The 25,745-nt window shown below is 70.2% G+C and carries 23 protein-coding genes and 2 pseudogenes; 12 read left to right on the top strand and 13 right to left on the bottom strand.

The genetic code is table 11. From position 1 onward, the window contains the following. The first annotated feature begins 53 nt into the window (after positions 1–53). Positions 54–1,283, top strand: a complete 1,230-nt coding sequence (locus tag MKK65_RS21765) for a serine hydrolase domain-containing protein (RefSeq protein ID WP_058193563.1) — start codon at positions 54–56, stop codon at positions 1,281–1,283. 369 nt (positions 1,284–1,652) lie between these two features. Here MKK65_RS21765 and MKK65_RS21760 read toward each other — a convergent pair whose 3' ends face one another. Continuing rightward, positions 1,653–3,053 (bottom strand): DUF4105 domain-containing protein, encoded by a 1,401-nt coding sequence (locus tag MKK65_RS21760; RefSeq protein ID WP_243960177.1) that lies wholly within the window; start codon positions 3,051–3,053, stop codon positions 1,653–1,655. Between the two features lie 1,220 nt (positions 3,054–4,273). Here MKK65_RS21760 and MKK65_RS21755 point away from each other — a divergent pair. Next, positions 4,274–4,702 carry a MucR family transcriptional regulator gene (locus MKK65_RS21755; RefSeq protein ID WP_058193561.1) on the top strand — a complete coding sequence of 143 codons (429 nt, stop codon included), beginning with the start codon at positions 4,274–4,276 and terminating at the stop codon, positions 4,700–4,702. A gap of 232 nt (positions 4,703–4,934) precedes the next feature. Here MKK65_RS21755 and MKK65_RS21750 read toward each other — a convergent pair whose 3' ends face one another. Next, the gene (locus MKK65_RS21750; RefSeq protein ID WP_243960176.1) at positions 4,935–5,957 is read right to left on the bottom strand and encodes a helix-turn-helix domain-containing protein; all 1,023 of its coding nucleotides are present in this window, start codon (positions 5,955–5,957) and stop codon (positions 4,935–4,937) included. Between the two features lie 768 nt (positions 5,958–6,725). Here MKK65_RS21750 and MKK65_RS21745 point away from each other — a divergent pair. Continuing rightward, the gene (locus MKK65_RS21745) at positions 6,726–7,640 is read left to right on the top strand and encodes a sugar kinase (protein WP_243960175.1); all 915 of its coding nucleotides are present in this window, start codon (positions 6,726–6,728) and stop codon (positions 7,638–7,640) included. A 184-nt stretch (positions 7,641–7,824) separates the two neighbouring features. Then, complete coding sequence (locus MKK65_RS21740; protein WP_058193558.1) at positions 7,825–8,625, top strand: DUF502 domain-containing protein; 801 nt, start codon at positions 7,825–7,827, stop codon at positions 8,623–8,625. 68 nt (positions 8,626–8,693) lie between these two features. Here MKK65_RS21740 and MKK65_RS21735 read toward each other — a convergent pair whose 3' ends face one another. Next, on the bottom strand, positions 8,694–9,017 hold the full coding sequence (locus MKK65_RS21735) for a hypothetical protein (RefSeq protein ID WP_058193557.1): 324 nt from the start codon (positions 9,015–9,017) through the stop codon (positions 8,694–8,696). Positions 9,018–9,328: 311 nt separating this feature from the next. Next, a complete protein-coding gene (gene recG / locus MKK65_RS21730) occupies positions 9,329–11,548 on the bottom strand; it encodes an ATP-dependent DNA helicase RecG (RefSeq protein ID WP_243960174.1) in 2,220 nt (739 codons plus the stop codon). A gap of 107 nt (positions 11,549–11,655) precedes the next feature. On the opposite strand from recG, the gene MKK65_RS21725 reads away from it, so the two are divergent. Next, a complete protein-coding gene (locus tag MKK65_RS21725) occupies positions 11,656–12,540 on the top strand; it encodes an alpha/beta fold hydrolase (RefSeq protein ID WP_243960173.1) in 885 nt (294 codons plus the stop codon). Positions 12,541–12,710: 170 nt separating this feature from the next. Further along, the gene (locus tag MKK65_RS21720; RefSeq protein WP_082643336.1) at positions 12,711–13,931 is read left to right on the top strand and encodes a UbiH/UbiF family hydroxylase; all 1,221 of its coding nucleotides are present in this window, start codon (positions 12,711–12,713) and stop codon (positions 13,929–13,931) included. A 613-nt stretch (positions 13,932–14,544) separates the two neighbouring features. Here MKK65_RS21720 and MKK65_RS21715 read toward each other — a convergent pair. Both MKK65_RS21715 and MKK65_RS21710 read right to left on the bottom strand, forming a co-directional pair. Continuing rightward, positions 14,545–14,889, bottom strand: a complete 345-nt coding sequence (locus tag MKK65_RS21715; RefSeq protein WP_058193554.1) for a hypothetical protein — start codon at positions 14,887–14,889, stop codon at positions 14,545–14,547. A 161-nt stretch (positions 14,890–15,050) separates the two neighbouring features. Next, positions 15,051–16,319, bottom strand: coding sequence for an AMP-binding protein (locus MKK65_RS21710; protein WP_243960172.1), 1,269 nt, complete (start codon positions 16,317–16,319; stop codon positions 15,051–15,053). Positions 16,320–16,745: 426 nt separating this feature from the next. Here MKK65_RS21710 and MKK65_RS21705 point away from each other — a divergent pair, with 426 nt between their 5' ends. Continuing rightward, entirely contained in the window at positions 16,746–17,525 is a 780-nt protein-coding gene (locus MKK65_RS21705; protein ID WP_243960171.1) for an invasion associated locus B family protein, read from the top strand. Between the two features lie 141 nt (positions 17,526–17,666). Here the strand turns inward: MKK65_RS21705 and MKK65_RS21700 are convergent. The 3 genes and pseudogenes from MKK65_RS21700 to MKK65_RS21690 all read right to left on the bottom strand — a co-directional run bounded on the left by MKK65_RS21700 (position 17,667) and on the right by MKK65_RS21690 (position 19,887). Beyond that, a pseudogene (locus MKK65_RS21700) lies at positions 17,667–18,605 on the bottom strand (DUF4424 domain-containing protein). Between the two features lie 125 nt (positions 18,606–18,730). Next, positions 18,731–19,069: a heat shock protein HspQ gene (gene hspQ / locus MKK65_RS21695; protein ID WP_058193551.1), complete on the bottom strand. Its 339-nt coding sequence runs from the start codon at positions 19,067–19,069 to the stop codon at positions 18,731–18,733. A gap of 47 nt (positions 19,070–19,116) precedes the next feature. Next, complete coding sequence (locus tag MKK65_RS21690; protein ID WP_058193550.1) at positions 19,117–19,887, bottom strand: DJ-1/PfpI family protein; 771 nt, start codon at positions 19,885–19,887, stop codon at positions 19,117–19,119. A 53-nt stretch (positions 19,888–19,940) separates the two neighbouring features. Here MKK65_RS21690 and MKK65_RS21685 point away from each other — a divergent pair, with 53 nt between their 5' ends. Beyond that, entirely contained in the window at positions 19,941–20,924 is a 984-nt protein-coding gene (locus tag MKK65_RS21685; RefSeq protein WP_082643332.1) for a GlxA family transcriptional regulator, read from the top strand. Between the two features lie 546 nt (positions 20,925–21,470). Here MKK65_RS21685 and MKK65_RS21680 read toward each other — a convergent pair. Together MKK65_RS21680 and MKK65_RS21675 are read right to left on the bottom strand one after the other, a co-directional pair. Next, a complete protein-coding gene (locus tag MKK65_RS21680; RefSeq protein ID WP_058193577.1) occupies positions 21,471–21,650 on the bottom strand; it encodes a hypothetical protein in 180 nt (59 codons plus the stop codon). 367 nt (positions 21,651–22,017) lie between these two features. Continuing rightward, positions 22,018–22,845, bottom strand: coding sequence for an outer membrane protein (locus MKK65_RS21675; RefSeq protein WP_058193548.1), 828 nt, complete (start codon positions 22,843–22,845; stop codon positions 22,018–22,020). A gap of 178 nt (positions 22,846–23,023) precedes the next feature. Here MKK65_RS21675 and MKK65_RS21670 point away from each other — a divergent pair, with 178 nt between their 5' ends. The 3 genes from MKK65_RS21670 (at position 23,024) to MKK65_RS21660 (ending at position 24,092) form a co-directional block, all read left to right on the top strand. Further along, on the top strand, positions 23,024–23,266 hold the full coding sequence (locus MKK65_RS21670) for a hypothetical protein (RefSeq protein WP_058193547.1): 243 nt from the start codon (positions 23,024–23,026) through the stop codon (positions 23,264–23,266). Between the two features lie 122 nt (positions 23,267–23,388). Then, entirely contained in the window at positions 23,389–23,718 is a 330-nt protein-coding gene (locus tag MKK65_RS21665; protein WP_201025792.1) for an energy transducer TonB, read from the top strand. Positions 23,719–23,891: 173 nt separating this feature from the next. After that, positions 23,892–24,092, top strand: coding sequence for a hypothetical protein (locus MKK65_RS21660; protein WP_058193545.1), 201 nt, complete (start codon positions 23,892–23,894; stop codon positions 24,090–24,092). A gap of 64 nt (positions 24,093–24,156) precedes the next feature. Here MKK65_RS21660 and MKK65_RS21655 read toward each other — a convergent pair whose 3' ends face one another. Then, on the bottom strand, positions 24,157–24,366 hold the full coding sequence (locus MKK65_RS21655; RefSeq protein ID WP_058193544.1) for a hypothetical protein: 210 nt from the start codon (positions 24,364–24,366) through the stop codon (positions 24,157–24,159). A gap of 93 nt (positions 24,367–24,459) precedes the next feature. Then, positions 24,460–24,942, bottom strand: a complete 483-nt coding sequence (locus tag MKK65_RS21650) for a DUF2721 domain-containing protein (RefSeq protein WP_058193543.1) — start codon at positions 24,940–24,942, stop codon at positions 24,460–24,462. A 565-nt stretch (positions 24,943–25,507) separates the two neighbouring features. On the opposite strand from MKK65_RS21650, the pseudogene MKK65_RS21645 reads away from it, so the two are divergent. Next, positions 25,508–25,745, top strand: a pseudogene (locus MKK65_RS21645) (porin family protein); the annotation flags it as partial.

The following is a 25,745-nucleotide window of genomic DNA, read 5'->3' as shown; positions in this document are numbered from 1 at the left end:
ACCCCGGTCGACGGCGCGATGACCGTGACGATCCAGAGCGATACCGATCCATCATGACCTCGTCGTCCGCGATCCCGGAGCCTTCGGCCGGCCCCCGCCCGGGGCGTCGGCGGGGCACGCGCTGGGGCGTGATCGCGGCGGCCAGCGGCATCGTTGCGGCGGGCTGCGCCTGGACCGCCACGGCGCTGATCAACGTCCCCAATCCGGTCACCCTGGCGGCCCTGGCGGTCATCGAGCCCTCCGCGATCGGACCGTGGTTCCCGAGCCGGGTGGTGCAGGCGCCCGAGCACGCCCGCGACCTGGCGTTCCGCCCGAGCCCGATCTTGGAGCGTGTCCCCTGGAAGGGAAAGTCGGTCCCGCTCGCGACGATGCTGGCGCAGACGCACGCCAACGCCTTCCTGGTGGTGCAGGACGGGGTCCTGATCCACGAATGGCAGCGCCCCGGGACCGGCCCGGCGACGCTGTTCCCCTCCTGGTCGGTGGCGAAGTCGATCGTGTCGCTGCTGGTCGGCGCCGCGGTGGCGAACGGCAAGCTCGCTGAGACCGACCGGGTCTCCGCCCTGCTGCCCGAACTGCGCCACGCCGCGGTGTTCAGCCAGATCACCGTGCGCGACCTGCTCGACATGACGAGCGGAATCGCCGTGCCGGAGAATTACGACCCTCAGCATCCGCTCACCGGCACCGCCGGGATGTACCTAACGCGCGACATCACCGCCTTCGTGCGCGACAACGCCCATCTGGCGTTCAAGCCCGGCAGCCAGGGCCGCTACCGCAGCATCGACACAGAGCTGCTCGGCCTGATCCTGGCGCGGGTCGAGGGCAAGCCGCTGGCGGACCTGCTCTCGGAGCGAATCTGGAAGCCGATGGGCGCCCAGGCGGACGCGACCTGGAACCTCGACCGGGCCGGCGGCATCGAGAAGGCGTTCTGCTGCATCAACGCCACGCCCCGCGACTTCGCCCGCCTCGGTCTGCTGGTGGCCGACCAGGGCCGCGCCGGGCAGAACCGCATCATCCCGGCCCGCTGGATCGACCGGATCGAGACGCCGGCCCGCAGGGCGGTCGATGGCTGGCAGTATTCGGCCCAGTGGTGGCACGCCCCCGGGGGCGACGACAGCGACATCTCGGCGATCGGCGTCTACGGCCAGTATGTCTACGTGAACCGTGAGACCGGCACCGTGATCGTGAAGCTCAGCGACCACGGCGCCGAGCAGGACGAAGTCGACACCCTGTCGGTGATGCAGGCCATCGCCGGCGACCTCGCCGCCCGCCGCACGGCCCGCTGACCCGGGCGCGGCGCCCGTCGGCGGCCCTTAGCGGATTCACACATCATTCCGGCGGCAAGCGTTTGAAGCACCGCGCATTTCCCCTCCCCCTTGCGGGGAGGGGTCAGGGGTGGTGCAGGATCGAACGTTAAGGGTGCCTTCTGAGCCACCCCCACCTCCAACTCCTCCCCGCAAGGGGGAGGAGAGAGCGCCGCGCCGTTCGCGGTGCGATGTGTGAACATCGTAGTCCGCACGGGAGAGGAGGCGCGTCGCAGCCTGCAACAACGCCTGCGCCTCGAACCCGTGTCGCCTGTGCGGGAGAGGGAGCAGGTCACGCTTCGCCGGAACCGCCCTGCGCGCACCGCAGGCGACGGCCGGCAGGGAGGCAGTTCAGGCCTCGGTCGGGCCCGCGCCCGAGGCGGGCCGGCGCCGGGCGAGCTGGTACAGCCGGGTCATCGACCCGACCCGCCCGTTGCGGATGAACCGCCGGCCGACGCTCGCCCAGGCGATGGTCGTCACCGGCGCGACCGGATCGACCAGGGCGCTGAGCGCCCGCGTGTAATCGAGCACCAAGCCAGGGGTCCAGGTCATGGACCGGGCGCCGTTGCGCAGCAGGGCTGCGGCCCAGAATTCCGGGCTCGTCAGCGCGTTGGCGAGGTTGCGCCAGGGATGCCCGTCGCGGCTGAACGCCCCCTCCACCGCCACGTCCAGGGCACGGGCGACCGTGGTCGAGCAGTTGCGGCTGATGAAGTTGTAGGTGGTGTCGCGGCGATAGGCCTCCCAGAACGCCCGCAGCCGGGCGCCGTCGACGCCGTTCAGCGTGACCGCCACGGTGGCCTCGCACCAATCCGCGACCTCCGCGCGATGGGACGGCAGGAACCGGCCGGGGACGTCGTTCTCGGGCCCGGCGCGCAGGCTCGACCGGAGATTGGCGGGGGAGCGATCGATCTCCACCGCGGGATAATGGCTGATGTAGAGCTCGCCCCCCTGTTCCAGGGCGGCATGGCCGGTGGAATAGCGCCCCGCCACGTCGACGGAGGCGACGTAGCGCCGGACCAGCCGCTGCGTGGCCGGCGTCGTGGCCTGCCCGGTCGGGGTCCAGACATAGACCGTCAGGCTGTCGGCGCCCGGGGCCGGCGCCCCCTCCGGCATCGGCTCCAACACCGTCCGCCGCGTGCGCAAGCCCGCCAGGGCCAGCCGGCCGCCGTTGATGATCAGGAACATCCCGATGCAGTAGCCCACGGTTCCGACATACCAGGTCGGCCAGGGCTGCAGGTGGAACACCCCGAAGGCGACGCCCAGCGCGCCGAGCGCCACCGAGGTCCGCCATTCGGGAAATTTCAGCAGGTAGGCGAGGACGATCCGGATCGCGCCGTCGACCAAAAAGGCGGTGCCGAACAGCATCGCCAGCAGGAAGAAGCTCGAAGCCGAGGCCATCATGATCAGGATGGCCGCCAGGGACAAGAACAGGCCCTTGAAGATCCGCAGCCGCCGGGCCGCCCCCGCGGCGATCAGGCCGGCGGCGAGCGAGCCGAGGCCGTCCAGGAGCAGGAGCAGGCCGAACCAGCGTTCCGGGATGTGGACCGCCCCCGCGAAGGCATCGATCATCACGGCCACTCCCAACAAGGCCAGGGCCACGCCGGCGGCCAGGATCAGAGTCGCATGGCGCCGGACCGCCTCGCCCCCGACCAGCACCTGCCAGAGCGGCGCCATCCGGGCGTTGCCCTCCCGGATCGGACGACGGGAATCGAGACCATCATGCCGCTGCGGCAGGGAGGAGAGATGGGACATGACCGGTCGTCTTCGGAAGCACAGTTGCGGCTCGTACCTTTCACGAGTCGCCTGAGGGCTCCGTTAATGGAATCGCCGCCGCTGCACCTGCCGGCCTGGTATCCACCAGGCATAGCGGACTTCGCCGAACCAGCCGATGGGAAAGAACCTTGGGAGCGGCACCGGTTTCACCCGAACCGGCCGCTGCCGCCCCGCCTACGACTCAGCGCAGCTCCGTCATCCCGCACGAGAACTGGCGGAATGTCCGAACCACCGCGGCCAAGACCCGGCAGCCTGCAAGAGATCTGGGCGAAGACGCCGTAGCGGTCGGTCTCGGACCCGGTCGAGCTTCCGGCAGAGAACCGGACCTTGATCCAGCCCGAACCGATCCGCATCGGCCTGCAGCGACCTCCGATACTGACGCTGAGGGCCGACGTCCGGTCGTTCGAGATGATACCCTCGGCGGAGGAGCCATCGCCCTTGGCTGGCTGCGGCAGCGTATTGCCGTCGTCCAGAGCCAGTGGCAGTCGATACCAACCACGACGACGACAGGCAGATCGGTGCCTTCCAGGCTCACCTCGAACCGACCGGACTGCGCCGACGAGGCGGATGCAGTCGAACGGTGTCGCGCTGCCGAGGGCGCCGTATCTGGCGAACAGCCTGCCGCAGATCCCCGATCACACGAGGGCAGGCACCGACCCCGATTCGACAGCCTGGCTATTGGCAGGTTTCTCCAAGCGTGGCTTTCCAAGTAAATCCACTCTTATCATCGATTTTAGATTCGATCTCATTGGCTATTAAGCCAGTAATCGGCCAAACTGCTCGGCAATATTTCCGATGACGATCCGATTTCGGACTATAGCGGGGTTGATACGGCCATAGGTACTGTCGATTTCGCCTCCCGGTTTCAATGCTTCGCAAGTCATGCGGACGTCCCGCGGCCAGCGAAGCACCCGGCGAGATGGTTATACGCCCATATCCCTGCCGTGGCCTTTGCCAATGAACCCTATTTGCCACGTATTGCTCTGCAAGCAACTTAGTGTTGCTATCGTGAAACAAAAAATGCTCAAAGACCATTCAAGTTAAAACCTAGACAAATTGCCCCAACTTCGTATTGTTAGTTGCCAATTTTGGCGGAGAATCAGCAGTCAGGCGCAAGTTCCCACGGAATGAGACGATGATTTTATCCATATCTTCGGATCCGAACTCTGATTGCCGCGACGAACTGAAGCGAGGGGAAAATGAACGCTATCGATATTCACGAAAAGCTTCAGGAACCGAATTACGACTTGATCAAATGCACAGCTTCACTAGTCGCTGCTTATGTATCGCGAAACGCTGTCGGTGTTGGTGAATTGCCGGTTCTGATCGACCAGGTTCACACGGCCATCTCGGTGCTTCAGGGGAATGCGGCCGGCTCGACCTCCGCCTGGACTGGCCCGACGGCCGCGCAGATCGAAGCCTCGATCGGCCAGGACGGCCTGATCAGCTTCATTGGTGGCCGGTCCTACAAGACGCTCAAGCGGCACCTGACCGCCCACGGCCTCACCCCCGAGCGCTACCGGACCAAGTTCGGCCTGCCCGCCGACTACCCGATGGTCGCCCCGAGCTACGCCGAGCGGCGCTCGCAGATCGCCAAGGCGATCCAGCTCGGCCACAAGGTCGGCTGACTGCGCGTGCGCGTCCCCACGTGGACCGGACCCCGGTTCTGGGCCGACCGGATCGACCACGAGGGACGCGCGCCCTGACGGCCCGGGGCGCAGTGGGGGGATCCGCTAAGCTCCCGGACGATCTTGGAGCACGCCGAAGTCGCGCTCCGCCTGCCGGCCACGACGTTTGTCATGGTCACCCGGACGACCCCCGCGATGGCATCGACGTCAAGGCGGCTCGAACGGGTTCCGTTCAGCTCTTGCCCACCGCCAGCGTTCCGTCGTCCATCGGGATGAACCGGATACCCGCCCGGCGCAGCGCCTCCACGGCTTGGAGCCGAGATCGGCTCCCGCGATGCTCGCGGTCCTCCTCGAGGCGCCGGACGGTGGAATGCGACACGCCGCTCGCCTGAGCCAGATCCATCATCGACCAGTCGAGCAGAGCCCGGGCGGCGCGCAGGTGATGGCCGGTCACGGCCTGGTCGAGGCCTTTGCTCAGAGCCGACGATATCGGTATGGGGCTTCGAGCCGGGCATTTCAGCCCGCAGCGTCCGAGATAGACGCCGTCCGGATCCAGGACCGGCACCGTGATGATCTTGAAATGCCAGAGCTCGCCGTTCGCCAGGCGCTCATGGGCCGTGCCCTGGAAGAAGAGCCGCCGCTCGATCTGTGTCAGGGCCGCATCCTGGAAGGCCGCCCGCTCCTCGGGAACGATCATCGCGTACGGGTCGAGGCAAATCTCTTCGTATGGCAGCCCGTGCACCTGCGCCATCTCGAACGGGAATTCGTGACGGAGATCGAGCCCGACCGAGAAGGCCACGATGTGCTCGGTGAGATACAGCGCGCCCCGCCGCCGCTCCACCTCCCGCATCCGTGACAGTTGCTCGCGGTCGGTGACATCGAGCGCCGTCCTGTTGACGGCGATGGGCCGGCCTTCCGCGGAGAAGCGCGCCTCCATCACCAGCGAAAGCACGCGCACCGTGCCGTTCGGGCGGATCACCCGGACGATCGTCTCATGCGGGATATGGCCCTGCCGGACTTCACCGGGCGCGGGCAGGCGGTGCCGATCTTCCGGATGGACCAAGCTCAGGAGCAAGTCGTAACTCGCCTTCGTGGCATTCGGCACCAGGCCGAGAAGGCGGAAGAACCCGGGCGACCAGATCTGCTCGCCACCGGCGAGCACCCAGCTCCAGGCGCCACTCAACCCCCGTCTCTCGGTGATCGTCAGAAATTCCCCGGAGGAAAAGGTCAGGGCGCTGAGGGCGGAATGAAACATCTCAGGTCATCTCAAATTTGTTCGCGCCCGCCGACATCAATCCGGGCTCCGCGCGGCCAGTGCCTGTCGCCCCGGGCTCCGAACTGAACCGAAAGCCTCGTCCGCGGCGCGTCCTGCCCGCGCGCGCAATCCGCGCGGCCCGGCTCGATCCGCTGCAGTCGCGATCGTCAGTTCTGTTCGGCGCAAGAATCGAACTCATTCCTTATATAAAATACGACATATCGGCGCTCCAGGCGCATCGGTCTGAAGATAATATACGTGTCGAACTGCTACTTCGCCCTGTTTTTCAGGCAGATCCGATACGCGCGTCGAACAACATTCATCAATATGTCTTAGTAATTATTTTTCATTTACGCTGTCCGCTCGCGAGAACGCGCCCAAATGCAAGCCGCATCACAGCATCGGCATAGAATAAATATATCGCACCGAATTGGGCACCTAAATAAAATATTCATTTTGGGAATATCACAGCTGTCCCGGCAAAGCATGAGGATCGCATCAGATTGGATCCAATATTTTGCGCAATATACTCGCTATCAACATCACAACATACCAGGAACAGCCAGCGGAATACGCCGTGCTTGTTCCTGGACACCTCCCAAAGCGGTACGGCCCGAAACGGACCCCGGACACAGACGGCGCCCCCGCTGAGCTCGGACCGGATGGCCGGGCGACCGCCCGGACATGACGCCGCGCGATTGACATATCGGGGCGAACGGGCCCCGTCCGTCGCGGGGCCGGTCGATGGCCCGCAGGGGGAGTAGCGGCATGAGAGTCGCCTGCGTCGGCGAGTGCATGGTCGAGCTGTCGGAGCGGCCGGACGGGAGCCTCGTCCGGGGCTTCGGCGGCGACACGCTCAACACCGCCCTCTACCTCGCCCGCCTCGGCGTGACGGTCGATTACGTGACCGCCCTCGGGGACGATCCCTGGAGCGATGCGATGGTGGAGGCCTGGGGCCGTGAGGGCATCGGCCTCGGCCGGATCCGTCGCCTGCCGGGCCGGATGCCGGGTCTTTACATCATCCGCACCGACGACGCGGGCGAGCGCAGCTTCCATTACTGGCGCGACAGCGCCGCCGCCCGGGACCTGTTCTCGGAGCCGGGCGCCCCGGAGACGCGCGCCGCCCTGGAGACCGACGACCTCGTCTACGTCTCCGGCATCAGCCTGTCCCTCTACGGCGAGACCGGGCGCGCGGCGCTCGCCGAGACCCTGGCGGCCCTGCGTGCCCGGGGCGGCCGGGTCGCGTTCGACACGAATTACCGCCCCCGCGGCTGGCCGGATCGCGAGGTGGCCCGCACCGCGTTCCGGGCGGCCCTGGCCCAGGCGGACCTGATCTTCGCCTCGCTGGAGGATCTGGACTGGCTCTACGGCGCGGCGGGCGAGGACGAGGTGCTGCGCCATCGCGGCCGCGCCGAGATCGTGCTCAAGACTTCGGATGGCCCGGTCCCAGTCGCGCGGGTGCTGCACGGGGCCGGCGACACGGCCGTTCCGGCCGGCCCGGTAGAGCGGGTGGTCGACACCACCGCCGCCGGCGACAGTTTTGCGGCGGGCTACATCGCGGCTCGCGTCGCCGGTCTGGCCCCGGAGGCCGCCGCCGCCGAGGCGCACCGCCTGGCAGGCGTCGTGATCGGGCATCGCGGCGCCGTGATCCCCCGGGAGGCGATGCCGGCCCTGGCGTTCTGAGTCCTGGGTTTCCAAAGGGCTCAGCCCTTTGGCGGGGTTCGGGGGCGGAGCCCTCGAGAACAGCAGGTCCCACCGATCGGCCCGCCGCCCTTGAGGCGGACAAGCGCAGCCGCTACCTGTGCCTGCGGGGGATTGATCGCCCTCAGGCAGGATCGCCGCGCATCGAGCGGCCGAGAGGGCACCCGTGGCGCCGAGTTCCCCGCCGATTCAGGCTCCCGAGCCCGACGCATCCGCGCCCGGCCCCGCCACCGCGAAGACGCGCGTCAGCGCCCGGGGGCGGCTGCGCACCTATTTCCTCACCGGCATCATCGTGGCCGGTCCGCTCGCGATCACCGCCTACATCACCTGGTGGTTCATCGCGCTGATCGATTCCTTCGTGAAGCCGCTGGTGCCGGCGAGCTATCTGCCGGACCATTACCTGCCGTTCTCGATTCCCGGCCTCGGCCTCGTCATCGCGTTCCTGGCGGTGACGTTGCTGGGCTTCCTCACGGCGAACCTGGTCGGCCGCTCGGTGATCGAGTTCGGCGAGGTGCTGCTGGCCCGCACCCCGGTGATCTCCGGCCTGTACAAGGGCCTGCGCCAGATCTTCGAGACCCTGTTCTCGGCCAACGGCACCTCGTTCCGCACGGTCGGCCTGGTCGAGTTCCCGGTGAAGGGCACGTGGTCGGTGGTGTTCCTGTCGGCGCCCGCATCCCCGGAGGTCGAGGGCGCGCTCCAGGCCCGGAACGCGGCCGGCGCGGACGAGATGGTCGGGGTGTTCCTACCCTGTGCGCCCAACCCGACCACGGGTTTCTTTTTCTACCTGCCGCGCTCCGCCGTGGTGGAACTGCACATCAGCGTCGACGATGCGGCCAAGCTCGTGATGTCGGCCGGCGTGATCCAGCCCGAGGACCCGCAGGGTCGGCTGCACGCCATGGCGGCGTCCTTGCGGGCCGCGCAGCAGGCAGGCGACCCAGCGGCCCGGCGGGAACCGCAGGACGCGTGAGGTTCAACGGAAAGGGCCGCCCCGCGCGAGCGGGACCGCCCTTTCCATCAGTCAATTTTAAAGGAAGCTCAGCGCTGCAGCGAGGCCGTCTGCGGCGCGATGGTCGGCGGGGTCGCCTGAGCCACCGTCACAGCGCTGCGGGACGGAGTTGGTGTCCAGCCGGTGGCGCACTGGAGCGTCAGCGCGAGGCCCAGCGCGATGCAGAGCCCGTTAGCGGCAAGCCAGAAGGGACGCGCGGCCTGCCGGACGGCGGCCTGCAACTCCTCAGACGTCTTCGACACCGCTGCGGCGGCCCGATCCGAGATCGGCATCAGCCAGGGCTCGGTCGGTAGGGCTTGCGTACCGGCCATCTCGTGGGAGCCCGGCAGGTTTTGGAACAGTCCGTGCGGCATGTCCGTCCTCCAGATTCGTCCGTGATGTCCCGGCTTACCGGGCCATTCGTTCATCTGCAGTTAAGGGACGATTGTGGCTGATGCAAGGTCACGGCCCATGCCTCAGCGCTTTCCCGCGGTCCTGAAGCCCGGCTCCGCGCAGGCATGCGCAAAGCCAACCCTTTGCCGCAATTGCACTTTATCCGTCTGGGTCGCTTGCCCGGCATCAGCCGCCCATTCCGTTCGGCATGTTCCCTAGCGCACATGGCCGAGCTGCGGCGTTCCTGAACAGAGGCCTTTCCTGAACGGCGCCGTTCAGGAAAGGCCTCTGTTCAGCCGGCCCCGATCAGCCGGATCGCGGCATCGCGCTCGAACAGGTAGAGCAGCACCCGCAGGGCCTGTCCGCGCGGGCTCTTGAGGCCGGGATCGCGCTCGACGATCATCCTGGCATCGTCCCGGGCAGCCTCCAGCAGGTCGCCGTCGCTCTCGATCCGGGCCAGCCGGAACGCGGCGAGGCCCGACTGGCGGGTCCCGAGCACCTCGCCCTCGCCGCGCAGCTTCAGGTCCGCCTCGGCGATACGGAAGCCGTCTTCGCTGTCGCGCATCATCTCGAGCCGCGCCCGCGCGACCTGCCCGAGCGGCCCCCGGTAGAGCAGCAAGCACGAGGACGCCTTGGAGCCGCGTCCGACCCGGCCGCGGAGCTGGTGCAGCTGCGCCAGCCCGAAGCGCTCGGCATGCTCGATCACCATGATGGTCGCCTCGGGCACGTCGACGCCGACCTCGACCACCGTGGTCGAGACCAGAACCTTGGTCTCCCCGGCGGCGAACCGGGCCATGGCAGCATCCTTCTCGGGGCCCGGCATCTTGCCGTGGATCAGCCCGACGGCGTCGCCGAAATGCTGCTTCAGGTCGTCGAAGCGCTCGGCCGCGGCTGCGAGGTCGATGAACTCGGATTCCTCCACCAGCGGGCAGATCCAGTAGACCCGCTCGCCGCCGGCGATCGCCCGGGCGAGACCGGCCACCACCTCGTCGATCCGCTCGGTCGGCAGGGTGAGGGTGCGGATCGGCTGGCGGCCGGCGGGCTTCTCGTCGAGGATCGAGACGTCCATGTCGCCGAAGAAGGTCAGCGCCAGGGTGCGCGGGATCGGCGTCGCGGTCATGACCAAGAAGTCCACGGCCTCGCCCTTGGCACCCAGCGCCAGGCGCTGGTGGACGCCGAACCGGTGCTGCTCGTCCACGACGGCGAGACCGAGGTCGCGAAACGTCACCGCCTCCTGGAACAGGGCATGGGTGCCAACCAGAATGTCGATCTCGCCTGCCGCGAGGGCAGCCAGCGTGCTCTTGCGCTCCGCGGCCCGGTCCCGGCCGGTCATTAGGCGCAAGCGCAGACCGCCGGCCAGGGGCTGCAGCCGCTCGAAATGCTGCCGCGCCAGGATCTCCGTTGGGGCCATCAGCGCGGCCTGCCGCCCGGCTTCGACGGCCGACGCCAGGGCGAGCAGGGCCACCGCGGTCTTGCCCGAGCCGACATCGCCCTGGAGCAGGCGCAGCATCCGGCGCGGGGCAGCGAGATCCGCGCGGATCTCCGCCACCGCACGGCCTTGCGCGCCGGTGAGCGCGAAGGGCAGGGCGGCCTGGATCCGGCCGCTCACGGCGCCGTCGCCGGCATTGACCCGGCCGGCCTTGCGCCGCTGGCGGGCGCGCATCAGGGCGAGCGCCAGCTGCGAGGCCAGCAGCTCGTCATAGGACAGGCGGCGCCGGGCCGGGGTGGCGGGCGGCGGCTGGAGCGGATCCTCGGATTTCGGGAGGGGCTCCTCGGGGCGGTGTTCGACCCGCAGGGCATCCGCGAAGGCGGGGAGGCGGTTCTTCTCCAGCCAGGCCGGGTCCTGCCATTCGGGCAGGGTCGGCAGCCGGTCGAGGGCCGCCACCGCCAGCTTGTTGATTGCCCGGGAGGTCAGCCCCTCGGTGGCGCCGTAGATGGGCTCGACCGCGGGCAGCTCGGCCAGCCCCGCCTCGTCCACGATCCGGGACGGGTGGACCATCTGGCGGGTGCCGTCCCACAGGTCGATCCGGCCGGTGATGTAGCGGTGGGTGCCCAGCGGCAGCATCTTCTCGACCCGGGCCCGGGGCATGCCGAAGAACACCAGGGAGATGTCGCCGGTGGTGTCCTCCACCAGCACCCGGTGCGGGCGCTTGCCCGATCCGATCTGGGCCGGGCGGTGCGCCACCACGGTGACCCCGACGGTCACCGGCTCGCCCACGGGCGCATCGCTGATCGAACCCATCAGCCGGCGCGGGACGCCGCCCTGGGGCAGGTGGAACAGCAGGTCCACCACCCGGGCCTCCCGCTCCGGGGTGCCGAGCAGCTTCTCGATCAGCGGCGCCATCTTGGGGCCGACGCCCGGCAGGGCGCGGGCCGGGGCGAACAGGGGATCGAGGATGCTCGGGCGCAGCAGCGGCGCGCGGACCCCCTCGCCCTCCGGCACCTCGGCGTCCGGGTCGTTTAAGGCCGCGTCCCGGAGGGCGGCGTCCTGAGTCGCGCGTGCATCTGTCATGGTGGCTCGGCGGACATCCTGCCGGAGCCGCCTTATCATCCGGTGCATCCCGGCGCGCCAGTGCGGCGCAAGGGACACGGGCACAGGGGACGGAGGCGACCGAGCGCATGGGCACGGATTTTCTGCCGGGCTTCGTCCGGCACCGGATCGAGACCGAGCCGGGCGTGACGATCCACGCCCGCTCCGGCGGCTCCGGGCCGCCGGTCCTGCTGCTGCACGGCCACCCGCAGACCCTGTCGACCTGGCTCCACGTTGCGCCGCGCCTGGCCGAAAGCCGCACGGTCGTGGCGATGGACCTGCGCGGCTACGGCGATTCGGACAAGCCCCCGGGCGGCGAGGCCCACGCCGCCTACGCCAAGCGCGCCATGGCGGCGGATGCGGTGGCGGTGATGCGCGCGCTGGGCCACGACCGGTTCGCGCTCGTCGGCCACGATCGCGGCGGCCGCGTCGCCCACCGCCTGGCCCTGGACCATCCGGAGCGGGTGGAGCGCCTCGCCCTATTCGACATCGCCCCCACGGCAACGATGTACGCCCGCACCGACAAGGCCTTCGCCACCCGGTACTTCTGGTGGTTCTTCTTCATCCAGCCGCATCCGCTTCCCGAAACGCTGATCGGCGCGGATCCGGAGTTCTTCCTGCGCCACCACGTCGAGGGCCAGTCCAAGACCCCGGGCTCGACCCCGCCGGACCTCTTCGCCGAGTATCTGCGCTGCTACAGCGACCCGGCCTGCCGCCACGCAATCTGCGAGGATTACCGGGCGGCGGCGGGCATCGACCTGGAGCACGACGCGGCCGACTCGGACGCGCGGATCACGGCGCCGCTGCTCGCCCTCTGGGGTGCGAAGGGCACGGTTGGCCAGACCTACGACGTGCTGGAGACCTGGCGCGAGAAGGCCACGGATGTTTCCGGCCAGGCGCTCGATTGCGGCCATACCCTCCAAGAGGAGCGACCGGAGGAGGTGTTCGCGGAGCTGTCGGCGTTCCTCGGGTGAAACGGCGCGTTCGGGCAGCGCTAAGGAGGCCGAGGTCCGAGGCCCCTTCATGCTTCGCTCCGGGCTGCGGCGCTGTGGCCTTCGCGGGTCGGGCTTGGCAGGGATACCGGAATGCTCAGATAGGAGCACGGGCCGCGTGGACGAATCGGCGCGGAAGCGGGTGAGACATCGTGCAGGGCAGCAGACCGGAGGGCGCGGCATTCGACGTCGCCGTGGTGGGCGCGGGGGCCGCGGGGCTGGCCGCCGCCTTGGCGAGCGCCCAGGCCGGCATCCGGACGGCTTTGGTCGGCCGCCACGCCCCCGTGGCGGACGGGCGGACGGTGGCGCTGCTCGATGGGTCGGTGCGCTTCCTAGAGGCCCTGGGCGCCTGGGAGGCGGTGGCGCCGCATGCGAGTCCGCTCTGCACCCTGCAGATCATCGACGACACCGGCAGCCTGTTCCGGCCGCCGCCCGTGCGCTTCCAGGCCGCCGAGATCGGGCTGGACGCCTTCGGCTGGAACGTCGAGAGCGCCCGCTTGGTCGAGAGCCTGCGTGTCGGCGCCCGCGCTCAGGCCAATCTGACCCTGGTCGAGGCGGATGCCGCCGGCGCCACCCCCGGCGAGGCTGTCGCGCAGCTGCGCTTGGCTGATGGCGGCGCGGTCGCGGCCCGTCTCGTGGTCGGCGCCGACGGGGCCAGCTCCCCGCTCAGGACCGCCAGCGCCGTGCGCGTGCGCGACTGGACCTATCCACAGAGCGCGATCACCACGATCCTGGCACATGACCGTCCGCACCGGGACGTCTCCACCGAGTTCCACACCCGCTCCGGCCCGTTCACCCTGGTGCCGCTGCCGGGCGGGCATCGCTCCAGCCTGGTCTGGGTCACCGGGGAGAGCGCGGCGCGGCGCCTCGCGGCTCTGGACGACGCCGCCCTGGGCCGGGCGGTGGAGCGGCAGGCCCGGGCCATGCTCGGCGCGATGCGAGTCGACGGCCCACGCGGCCTCGTACCGATGCGCGGCCTCTCCGTATCGAGCCCGGTTGCGCAGCGCCTGGCGCTCGTCGGCGAGGCGGCCCACGTCTTCCCACCGATCGGCGCGCAAGGGTTGAATCTCGGTCTGCGCGACGCCGCTGCCCTGCGCGACGTGCTGGTGGCCGCGTCCCGCGATGGCCGAGATCCCGGCGCCCGGCCGGTCCTTGACGGCTACGCCCGGAGCCGCCGCCTCGACGCAGCGGCCCGCACCGCTGCGGTGGATTTGCTCAACCGCAGCCTGCTGACCGACTTGCTGCCGGTCGACGCGCTCCGGGGACTCGGGCTGCTCGCCATGTCGCATCTCGGCCCGCTCCGGCGGGTGGTGATGCGCGAAGGCGTGCTGCCGCGGCTCGGCGCACCGGAATTGATGCGCGGGGCGCGCTGAGCGCGTTCTCTCGGTGGGGGCTGGGAGAGACGCTGTGGTGCGACGCGGGATCGGCTTCGACACGGAGCGCAGCGCAGCCGATCATTGGCAGGAGCAGGGCCGTCGAAGCCTGGAGGCGAGCCCCGGGTAAGGACTGAGGTCGGCAGCGGCGGAGATGACCGGGAAGGCGGCGGAGGGCGACACGTCGTCCCTGGGAGCGATCGCATCCTGTTTCGGGACTGGAGTGCCCTGTGCGCCGCGCTGACGCCGAAGCGCTACGAACGCCTGTGCCCCATTCGACAGACGCCCGAGACGGGAATTCGAGCCTTGGCCCGCGCGCTCGACCGCGACGTCAAGCGGGTCCACGGAGACCTGGTAGCCCTGGCCGAACTGGAGATCGTCGTGCGCGGCGCGAAGGGAAGCGTGTCGAGCGACAGCGACGAGATCACCTCAACGATCCGAATCGCAGCACAACATCGGCCTTCGGATCCCGGGCTCGATGGCGGGGATCCGTGTGCGCTCATCGCGAGGGGAGCCGCCAAGGCCTGCACCAAATCGGAACTCGCAGGATGCCCGAGGCCGCTTCGCTGCCCGCGCCCCGTCACCGTAACGGGGCTTCAGTCGGTGAGTGCCCTCAGAGGTCCGGCTGGGCGGCCACGTAGGCGCCGAGGCGGGTGGCGAGGTCCACCGGGCCGCCGGCCCGTGACTCGCCTGCGTCGCCGATCAGGAGAACCGGGATACCGCGGTCGCGCAGCTGGCAGCGCAGGCGGGCGGCGCGGCGGGCATAGGCAGGATCACGACGGGTAGGGGCCTGGAGCAGCACCGCCGCCGGGCGGGCGATCACGGCCAAAACATCGTCCGCCGCCTCCATCGAGGCGGTGACACTCGCGTAGCCGAGGTTGGCGAGCTCGCCCGAAAGGGACCGGTCCACGGCGCGAACACCGTCATCGACCACGAGCACTTGTTGCAGCGCACCCATAGGCTTGAGCGGTACCTCATGAAACGTGGCTTGGGAAGATAGCCAGAACCACAATCCGAAGCGAAACCCACGAAGGCGCGGATCGGATCCGTCCAGCCGTGTGCGGATGCGAGATTATCCTCCGTACCTGAGCGCGCGATGAACCGACGATCGTCCGCCGTTCAGACGGCCTCGATCCCGGTCGCGACACCGCCGAACAGGACCGGCCGGTAGCCAGAGTCCCGCCACGCCAGGACGTCCGGCTCCGGGACGCCGCTGCGGGGCAACGCCGCCGTGGCGCAGGCCAGTCCGCGATAGGCCAACGGGCCATCCCGGTCGTCGCCGAGGTCCAGGAACGCGAGATCGAGGAGCGCCCGGGGCAGGGGTGCCCGCTCCGGATCGGCCAGGGTCGCGGCGAGGTCGCGGCTGCCGAGACGGGTGAGGACCGCGTCCTCGTCGAAGACCAGCGAAGCGAGGCGGCGCGGGCCCGCCAATTCGGGGAGGGCGCTCGCGATCACGCGCGCGGGCGCCCGATGGACCACCTGGAGCGCCCGCACGGTCCAGGGAAGGGGCAGGGCGGCGAGCGCCGTCTCGACCAAGGCCGGGACCACGAGCCGGGTCGGCGCCGGCCGCATCAGGGCCGCGCGGAACCCCGCCTCGTCGAAGGGGATCACGGTCTCGAGACTGGCCCCGGCCGCGAGCGCCGCGCCGAGGCCGGTTACCAGGCCGCGCAGGTCATGGGCCGGCAGGAGCGTCAGGATCCGCTCCTCTGCCGTCACCGGGAGCGCGGCGAGATGGACATCGATCGCTGCCGAGAGCGCCGCCGCACTGCGGTAGACCGGACGGCTCGGATCCCCCGCCGCGAAGGTGACGAGGCCACGGCTTGCCACTGGCTCGACGACCCCGCGTTCCAGGGCCATCGCATCGAGGCTGATCACGCCGTCCGGGACGCTGGGACCGAAGGCCGCGAGATAGCGCAGGCCGAAATGGCCCATGGCCGCGCGGGCAAGGTCCTCGGCCGGGCGGCGGCCGCCGCGGCGGCCCTCCGTCAGCATCGCGACCAGGCCGGCGGACGCGATGCCGACCGAGAGCTGCTCGGAATCCCAGAGGGCGGGCATCGGGCAGGGGAGGTGGCCGGCTGCCTCGACAGCCAGGTGGGCGAGGGTCGATTCGGCGCCGCCGGAAAACCACAGGCCGACCCGGCTGCCGGCGGGCAGCCGCCACGCCCCGATCCCGCGGGCGAGGCGACCGATGATCTCGGCGGCCGCCGCGTAGGTCCAGGTGATCGGTGGGCGCCCGCACCAGGCCGCCCGGTCGCCCGAATCACGCAGCGCCGTGCGCTGCGGGCCGGTCTGGGCCGCCGCGAACAGGCTGGCCGACAAGCCGCCGGACCGCGCGGACGCATCCGGCGCGGCATCGGCCGTCCTCTCCGCCACCGCGAACGCGCTCAATCCGCCCCCCACCCGCACTGCAGATCCACCCGCATGGTCGGCCGACTATGGTTAACCCCCAGCTAAGACCCGTTCACTTGGGCGAGGCTGTCGTCACGCAGGGCGCGCCGGGGGCGCCGGCAACGTCGCGCTTGCAGCCGGGCAGGCAGGGGCCTATCGGGAGCCGGCTGCGGCACAGGGTGCCCCGATGGGCACGCAATGCCGCGGTGTCATGCCTTCGCCTCATTCGGAGGGGAGAGGCAGGCCGCCCGGTCGCCGGGGCAGGCGATGCGCGCATCCGGCGCCATCCTCGCCCGATGGTCGGACCGATTCATCCGGAGCCTCGGGAGGCACGCCACGGCGGCGCGTGCCCGGGCGGTCCGGCGGACCAGCCCGTCAGGCCGGCTCCGCAAGCCACATCACGTTTCTCCAAAGGGGTCAGAGCCGATGTCCTTCACCCGCCCCGCGACGCTGGCACGCGCCGCCCTCCTCGGCCTCGCGGGCCTCGGCCTTGCGGCCGCTCCGTCGCTGGCCCAGCCGAAGAAGCCCGCCGCCCCAGCGCCGACCGCTCCTGCTCCCGCCGCGCCGAGCACCCCGGCCGCCAACACGCCGGCCGGTGCCGCCGCGCAGACCGGCCCGCAGATCGTGACCGTGAAGTCCGAGCCGAGCCAGGCCGACTGGACGAAGGTTTGCGGCAAGGATCAGGGCTCCGGCACGGACATCTGCTACACCACCCGTGACTTCGTGTCCGACCAGGGCCAGCCCGTGCTGGCGGTGGCCGTCTACGATATGAAGAATGCCGCCCAGAAGCAGGAGGTGCGCGTGGTGCGCTACCTGCTGCCGCTCGGCCTGCTGCTGCAGCCGGGCATCCGCTTCAACGTCGACGGCCAGGCCGCCACCCCGGGCCGCTTCGCGGTCTGCTTCCCGAACGGCTGCTTCGCCGAGGCCGGCGGCGTCGATGCCGGCGTCATCGCCGCCATGAAGAAGGGCACGACCCTCAACGTCTCGGTCCAGAACCAGACCCAGCGCGAGGTCACCTTCGCGGTGCCGCTGACCGGCTTCGGCAAGGCCTTCGACGGCCCGGCCATCGACCCCAAGGTGCTTGAGGAGCAGCAGAAGAAGCTTCAGGCCGAGCTGGAGAAGCGCAGCGAGGATATGCGCAAGAAGCTCGAGCAGCAGGGCAGCGCCGCGCCGGCCGCCGGTGCTGCGGCTCCGGCAGCGAAGTAACGCCGCAGCGGACGTTATCAGGGGCCGGTCCGCAGGGGCCGGCCCCTTTTTCATGCGCGATGGCCGGAACCGCGCTGTGCGTTTCGGGGCTCCGCCCCGAGCTCAGCCGAAGGGATCGCCCTGTCGGACCCGGGCCTTGGCCTACCGGATCCCCCTGGGGCCCGGGCCGGGCAGGACGATCAGCACCCGGAGGTCATGATCGGGCACGTAGTCCTGCGCCTCCCAGCGGAACGTGGTCGGGCCGGTCTTGCGGATGCCCGAGCGGCAGAAGCTCACCACCGCCTCCGGGCTGCCCTTGTCCACGGTGAGGGTGAAGCGGCCGATCGGGGCGGCCCAGTTGCGCGCGGTGGTGACGATGTAGGGCACCACGAAGGCCCGCAGGTGGCCGCTCGCGTCGGGCGCCTGCGCGTGCAGACGCCGGATCGCCGCCAGCCCGGCCTCGTCCAGGCAGTAGGTCGCCCGGTAGGCGGCGCGGGCGGCCTCCTTGGGGTCGAGGACGTGGAAGCCGCTCACCGGCACGTAGCTGTGCGCGATCCGCACCTCCCGATCGGGCGGAAACGTCTGCAGCCAGTGGAACTTCGCTTCGAAGCGCTAGAGCCCCTCGGTCATGTCCGCGGCGTCCGGGAACAGCCCGGCCTGGACCAGCTCCGCCCAGTCCGGCTTGCCGATCCGCTTGGCCGCCGCCGCGATCTCCAAGACGCGCAGCGGGTTGAGCGGCAGGCCGTGGCGGCGCAGCAGGTCGGTGACCTCGCGCTCGCCCACGAAGGCGCGCTCTTCCAGGTCCGGCTGGACCGGGCTTCCGTCCACCGTGACGGTGAAGCCGACGAAATTCGCGTGCTCGACCTGCGGGAGCTTCGTGGCCGAGAAGCTCAAGCTCCGGCCGTCAATCGGTGGCAACGGAAAGGCGATCCGGACGGTGTGCGGCTCCGACGCCTGGTTGCGAAACTCATAGGATACGCGGATCCGGTCGAGGGCGATCGACAGGTCTTCGCTGGCCAGGGCGATGCCGGGTTCCGGCCTCAGGATCAGGCCGCCGGCATCGAGTTCGGCGGCTCTGTCATTGGCCCAGGCCGGCGCAATGAGGAGGCCAGCAGCGCCGCTGCGCGGGGACGGGAGATCACGACGGGACCTTCGAAGAATCGCGGCGACACCCGTCGCAGTATCGTCGCAGCATGGCCCGAGCGTGACCGGACTCTTCGAAGAGTTCAGTTCCGGACGCGGTCGCGCACGCGGTAGCCGCCGGCCGCGTCGCGCTCGAACATCTCGGCGATGCCGGCATGGCGCAGGGCCTCGCCGGACGTGTCGGGCAGGAGGTTCTGCTCGGACACGTAGGCGACGTACTCGGTCTCGGCGTTCTCGGCGAGCAGGTGGTAGAACGGCTGGTCCTTGCGCGGCCGGACCTCCTCGGGGATCGCCAGCCACCATTCCTCGGTGTTGTCGAAGACCGGGTCGACGTCGAACACAATGCCCCGGAACGGGTAGACCCGGTGGCGCACCACCGCGCCGATCGCGAACTTCGCGGTTCTGGTTGTTACGTCCGTCATGACTCTGTCCGTTCAGAGCGGACAGATAGGACCGATGCCGGGGCGTGTCACCGGGCCGGTGGGATGTACCGGTTTCCCAGGTGCGATTCGGCAGGTCCGGGGGCCGGGATGCCGAGCTCGGCCGCGATCGCCCGGGCCGTGGCCTCCCGCCGGGCGGTGATCCCGGCCGCCGCGGCGCGCGCCTGCGCGACGATGGCCGGCGGGGCGGTCCGCGGGGTGCCGCTGTCGAAGGGCGGCTCGGGGGCGTATTGCATGCCGAGCTGGATCAGCCGGGCGGCATCGTCGCCGCGCAATTCGGCCGCGAGCCGGAGCGCGCCGTCGATCCCCGCGGTGACCCCGGCCGCGAACAGCCAGGTGCGGCCGTCGGCATCGCGGTCGATCACCACCCGGGCGTCGACCGGTTCCGCCCCGAACCAGGGCAGCAGGTCGACCGCGTTCCAGTAGGTCGTGGCCCGCCGCCCGATCAGCAGCCCAGCCGCCCCGAGCAGCAGCGCGCCGGTGCAGACCGAAAAGACGTGAGAGGCGCCCGCAGCCTGGCTGCGGATCCAGCCGAGCACGGCGGCGTCGCGCATCAGAGCCTCCTGGCCCTGGCCGCCGGGGATGTGCAGCACGTCGAGCCGCGGCGCCTGCGCGAGGGCGGCGTCGGGGGTGATCCGCAGACCGCGCAGGTCGCGCACCGGCTCAGAGCTCGGCCCGTAGATCCGGTAGGTCGAATTGGGAATCCGCGACAGCACCGCGAACGGGCCGGTGAGGTCGATCTGGTCGAGTCCTTCGAACAGGAGCGAGCCGATCTGCAGAGGGGTTTCGGGGGGGATCATGCGGAGCCTCCGGGCTGGACAGGGAGACCTTACCGCGGCACGCTCTGGCCGAGATGCCAAACACCCCTCGTTTCTCGCCAGACGCATCCCGCCCGGTGGAGCTGCTGGCCTTCCCGGCGGTGCAGCTCCTCGACGTGGCCGGGCCGCTCCAGGTCTTCGCCACGGCGAATGACCTGAGCGGCGGGCTTGCGCCCTACGCGCCGCGGGTTATCGCGGCCGGCGACCGGGCGCTCACCGCCTCGGCCGGCCTGCGCCTGATGGCCGACCCGCTGCCGGAGCGCGACGCGCCGGTGGACACCCTGATCGTCGCCGGTGGCCCCGGGGTCACGGCGGCGTCGGCCGACCCGGCGCTGGTGGCCTGGGCGCGGGACCGGGCCGGGCGGGCGCGCCGGGTCGCCTCGGTCTGCACCGGGGCCTTTCTGCTCGGGGCCGCCGGGTTGTTGGACGGGCGACGGGCCGTGACCCATTGGAAGCATTGCGGCGCCCTGGCCCGGCGCTACCCGCTGGCCCGGGTCGAGCCCGACCCGATCTTCGTGCAGGACGGCCCGGTCTGGACCTCCGCGGGGGTCACCGCGGGGATCGACCTGGCGCTCGCCCTGGTCGAGGCCGATCTCGGCCGCGATCGCGCCCTGGCGGTGGCGCGCCACCTCGTGATGTTCCTCAAGCGCCCCGGCGGGCAGGCGCAGTTCAGCGCGGCTTTGGCCCTGCAGGCCGGGGAGAACCGCTTCGGGGCGCTCCACGCCTTCATCGCCGAGAACCTCTCCGGCGATCTCTCGCTCCCGGTCCTGGCGGAGGCCGCCGGGATGAGCGAACGCAGCCTGAGCCGGCACTATCGGGAGGCGACCGGCCTCACCCCGGCCAAGGCCGTGGAGCGCCTGCGGATCGAGGCGGCACGGCGGGCGCTGGCCGAAACCGCGCAGCCGGTGAAGCGCATCGCCCGGACCTGCGGCTTCGGCTCCGAGGAGACCCTGCGGCGCAGTTTTCTGCGCCACGTCGCGGCGACGCCGCAGGCGTATCGGGCGCGGTTCGGCGGGTGAGGGCGCACAGCGGATCGCCCGGTGGGCCGGCAGCCCAGATGGTCTCGCGCACGCCGTCGCGATCCTGGTGGAGGTCCGCGTTCAGGATGCGCAGCCGGGCAAAGCCGCGATGATCGCGGCGCGGGCCGCGGCGTAAGGGGTATCCCCATCCGTCGAGAGGATCGCGCCATCGACCGTCCCGACGGTCCGCGCCGCGCCGCGCCGCGCCACAGGCGACATCGACGCCGAAGCGGTCGATCGGATACGGGCGGCGGATGGCGCTCCTCCCCCCAGGCCCCATCCATGGGCGCGCGGTGCGGCCCATGCCGTCGTCACGCGCGACCGGACAGGTGCTCTTGCGACGTCCTTGTGCCAGAGGGAGGAGGGTCGGCGCGCGTCGGCTCGGCGGCGGGCTGTTCCTGAGCGGCGCGTGCCGCCCCGGCCTTTCCCTCGGCCCACGAAAAACCCCGCGTTCCATAAGAAACGCGGGGCGGAAAGACTGCACGCATGTCAGAGCGCGGGGCTCCCGGATCGCCCAGTTTCCCCGCTTGTCCGGCTCAGGCAGGGTTACTTGCCGCTGGGGGCCGCGCCGCTGCCGGTGGCGCCGTTTCCGGTGCTGTTGCTGCCGGCGGGCGAGCCGGACGTCGAGGTGTCGCCGTTGGGCGTGCTCTGAGCGGCCGCCATCCCGGCGCTGCCGGCGACGAGCGCGAGGGCGAGAAGCGTGGTCTGCAGGGTACGGCTGGTCATGGTTGCCTCGAGTCCCGAAGGGCCGGCCCCAGCCGGCATGATCTGAACAACGGCCGGGGCGTCGGGGCTGTTCCCCCGGGCCTCCGCCACGGCCGCATACCGGCAGCGCGGCGGCTCCGGCGGGGTCGTGGAGCGGGCAGCCGGCGTGTTCGGCTCGAGAACGCCGCGGATTTCGGGTCGGTGCCACCCACCCGCGTGACTGAGGCGGGCGGCCGATGCACCGCATGAGCGTCATCGCGCATGGCGGTTGCCGACCTGCGGGAGGATGCACAAACCGACAACGCCCCGGGAGCGCAGGCTCCCGGGGCGTTGTCGCAGGTCGGAGGGACGCCCGGCGCGCGGCCGGGCGGTCCTGGTCTTAGTAGTCTTAGTACGAGCCGAACTTGTAGTTCAGGCCGGCGCGGACCACGGCGAACTCGTCGTCGCGGCGACCGATGTTGTTGGAGACCAGCGGGACGTTGTTGGCGGCGTTGATCACGAACGCACCCTGGTTGCGGGTGTTGCGATCGAGATTGACGTACAGGCCTTCGACCTTGACCGTCACGGCGCTCGACCGGAAGAAGTTCAGGAACGAGTCGACCGGGAGGGCGTATTCCATGCCGCCGCCGACGGTCCAGCCGGTGCGGAAGCTGTCGTTGCCGGCGAAGCCGCCGAAGGAGCGGTCAGCGCTGCCCGAGCCGTAGGCGAAGCCGCCGGTGCCGTACACGAGGACCCGGTCGAAGGCGTAGCCGAGGCGGCCGCGCACGGTGCCGAAGAAGTCGAGGCTCGACAGGCCGCGCGGGTCGGTCAGGTAGACGCCCTGGGCCAGCGGGCCGACGACGAGGGCGTTGTTCCGGCTGCGGCCGAAATCGAGGTACTGGGCATCGGCCTCGATGCCGACGACCACGCCCGAACCCGGGGTGAACTGGAAGTTATAGCCGACCTGGCCACCGCCGGAGAAACCTTCCTGGTTCCGCTGGCTGAAATAGGCCGTGGTGCCGTTGCCGTACGGGGCCGGGACGGCGAAGCTCGAGGTGCTGTTGCTGCTGGCGTCGAAGGCGTAGCCGGCGTTGATACCGAAATAGGCGCCGGTCCAGGTGAACACGGGCACCGGGGTGAAGATCGGCGGCGGGGCGGCGCGACGCGGCAGGTCGGCGGCCGAGGCTGCGGCGGTGAGGGCAGTAAAGGCGGCCAACGAGGCCAGAAGCGTCTTCATGACTGGTCTTTCCCCAGCGAATGTTCCTATCGAGCGGGAAATTACCCGGTTTTCCACACTCAAGCTGTATCGCGGCTGCCACAGGTGTGGCGGAAGGCGGAGTCCGCGCGATCCGGACTCCGGCCTTGAACCATCCCGCCGCCGGCTCGTTGGCGCCCCACGGTAGCGGAGGCCCACCATGACCAAGCTGTTCATCGCCCAGATCCGCGATGGGGACGGAGACAAGCCGCTCGTGACGGTGCGGGCCGAGGCCGAGGGCGAGGCGCGCCTGTTCCTGGCGGCCGCCTATCCGGATGCGGAGATCGCCAGCGTCACGGAACCCAGCGACTGGACCAGCGATGCCGATACCGGCACCCGGGCCGGCGACATCCGCGAGCATCCCGGCGCCACCTGGCAGCCGCCCTCCAGCCTGGCGGATTGATTAGACTTGCAGCGATGATGTTCATCGGCCGTCAGCCCGCATCATTGAGGCTGGCGCGCGCCGGCCACGTGGATGCCGGTTCGGCGCGCGCGAGCGCGAAGACTCGAAGGCCCGGAGCCGTGATGTCCGGCGACCCCACCCCCCGGCTGCTCGCAGCCGCGGCCGCCCTGACCGGCGCCGCCTTCCTGATGGTTCGCACGGAACCGTCCTGGACGGGCGTTCTCGTCGGTCTGGCCTGTCTCGCCCTCTGGGCACTGGGCACCTTGGCCGCCAAGCCCGGCAGGCCCCTCGTTCTGGACACGCCATCGCGCCCAACGGTGCTGGAGGCGGTCATCGTCGAGACGCCCCGGGCCAAGCCGGACCTGCTGCTGCCGCCCCCCGTGCGTCCGACACGCCTCCCGGAGGTGCCGACCTATCGCCAGCGGACGGTGATGCAGCGCGGGCGTCGGTAGGCCGGGCGCCGCAGACCGCGCAGCCTCGGCTCCCGACGGCGGCGTTTCGGCGGCGCATCGCACCGGGCCGGGCGCAGGCCCGCCCACCGCGGAAAGAGCCTGCGACGCGAGCTTCTGCCGCAGCGCCGATCCCGGACGATCCGCGTTGCCCGCAGCCCAACAAGGAGACCGGCATGGCCGACAAGGCTGACGTGACGACCTACACCATCAAGCAGGCCCTGGCCGCCAAGGTCGAGGACCATATCGAGATCGCGGTGGAGACCGAGGACGGCACCACGCTGAAGCTCAAGGCGACGGCCGATCAGCTCGACGCCCTGGTCGGTGATCTGGAGACCATCCTGGACGCGGACGATTCGGACGAGGAAGCCGCCTAAAGGGGGCTCGGGGCCGCCGTCCGGACGCGCTCGGGCCGGCGGCCCTTCCCTGAACGTGCGGGGCCTACCGCTTCGCCTCGAGCGCCTGCGCCTCGATCAGCGGGATCAGCGGCTCCAGGTCGATGATCGGGCCGCCATAATCGAAGAGGTCGCTCTCGCCGGGCTGCAGCATCTCCCCCTCGTCCTCGTCCCGCCGCCCGAACGGCAGCAGGGAGGAGAGCATCCCGAGGCACAGGGCTCCGGCAATGAGGGCAACCAGGATCGCGACACTCATGGCGGAACACTTGGACGCGGCAGGCGAGCGGAATCAAGCCGCATCAAGATTAAGACGAAGTTCCTCGGGCACGCAACGCGAAAGGGAATCCGGTCACGGTCGCGCCGGGACCTTGTCCTGCTGATGCTCGACCTCGTCGCGCACGCCATGACCGGCCATCAGGATCTCGGTCATGAACGCCCCGACCGCCGCGACGGTACAGACCAGGGCGAGACCGAAGCAGGCGAACAGGATCGAGGCGGTCGCCGCATCGCGCAGCGCCCCGACGAACAGGGTCAGCACGGCCATCCCGATCAGGCAGGCGCCGAGCGAGGCCAGGACGACCGCCACGTCGAGCATGAAGGAGCGTCGCCGCAGGAAGGTCAGCCGGCGGGACAGGCGCGCGGCCTCCGCATCGGTCACCCGGGCGATCTCCCCCGAGAGGGTATCGACCTTGTCGGAGATCCGGCCGAGGCGGGTGGAGAACACGTTGAGCAGGGTCGCCAGCGCCGACAGCAGGAAAGCCGGCGCGAGCGCCACCTGAATGATGTGGGCGATGCTGTCGGGCTCGGTGGAGGTCAGGGAGAAGCCGAACACGGGCACGCTACGCTCGCGGGTGCGGCGCGGGCGGCCGGCCCTGGGGTTTGCCCGGCACGACGGCAGATGATCTCGGACACGGCATGCCGGGAGGCTCACCACAGGAGGCCGGCCGAATGCAACCCGGCGCCGCGCTGCTCTGACCGTCCCGCCCGCATGCACGGCAGGAGAGCGGATGGTCACGGGGGGTCGATGCCGGGGCGCGCCGGGCAGGGGACGTTAATTAATCTTAACCCCCATCAACAGTCGCGGATGGGCTTGCGGGCCGTCCGTCCCTCGGATCTAACGGAGGATGAAGCTTCCTGGTTGGTCCTGGGAATGTTCTCGAGCAAACTAAAGCCCCGTCAGCCTTCGTGCGGCGGGTTTTTTTGCTGCCGGACACGTTGAGATACAAATCTCCGGGCTGAAATCAGCCCCGTAGGCGCGGGATGTGCTCCACCGCACGCCTCTGCATACCACCCGGGGGCCTTGTCCGCCCTGTTGCACCGCTGCACTATCGCGCCGGGTCGTCCTGTCATCTCTATTGCCGGGTACACATCCCGCCCAACGGGAGACAGAGGACCAGATGATCAAGAAGCTTCTTCTCGCGAGCGCCGCCACGGCCCTCCTGACCGGCGCCGCCTCGGCCGCCGACCTGCCGCGCCGCGTCGCCCCGCCGCCCGTCTTCACCCCGGTGCCCGTGTTCACCTGGACCGGCGCCTACTTCGGTATCAACGCCGGCTACGCCTTCGACGCCAGCAGCCGCTCGAACAGCTCGGTCTTCGGCGTCCCCGCCGCCTTCGCCGCCGCCGGCACCACCGCCA

Origin of the sequence: Methylobacterium sp. J-001 (assembly GCF_022829565.1) — a bacterium.
GTDB lineage: Bacteria > Pseudomonadota > Alphaproteobacteria > Rhizobiales > Beijerinckiaceae > Methylobacterium.
Note: the sequence above shows the minus strand (reverse complement) of the source record. Positions and strands in the feature narration are given on the sequence as shown.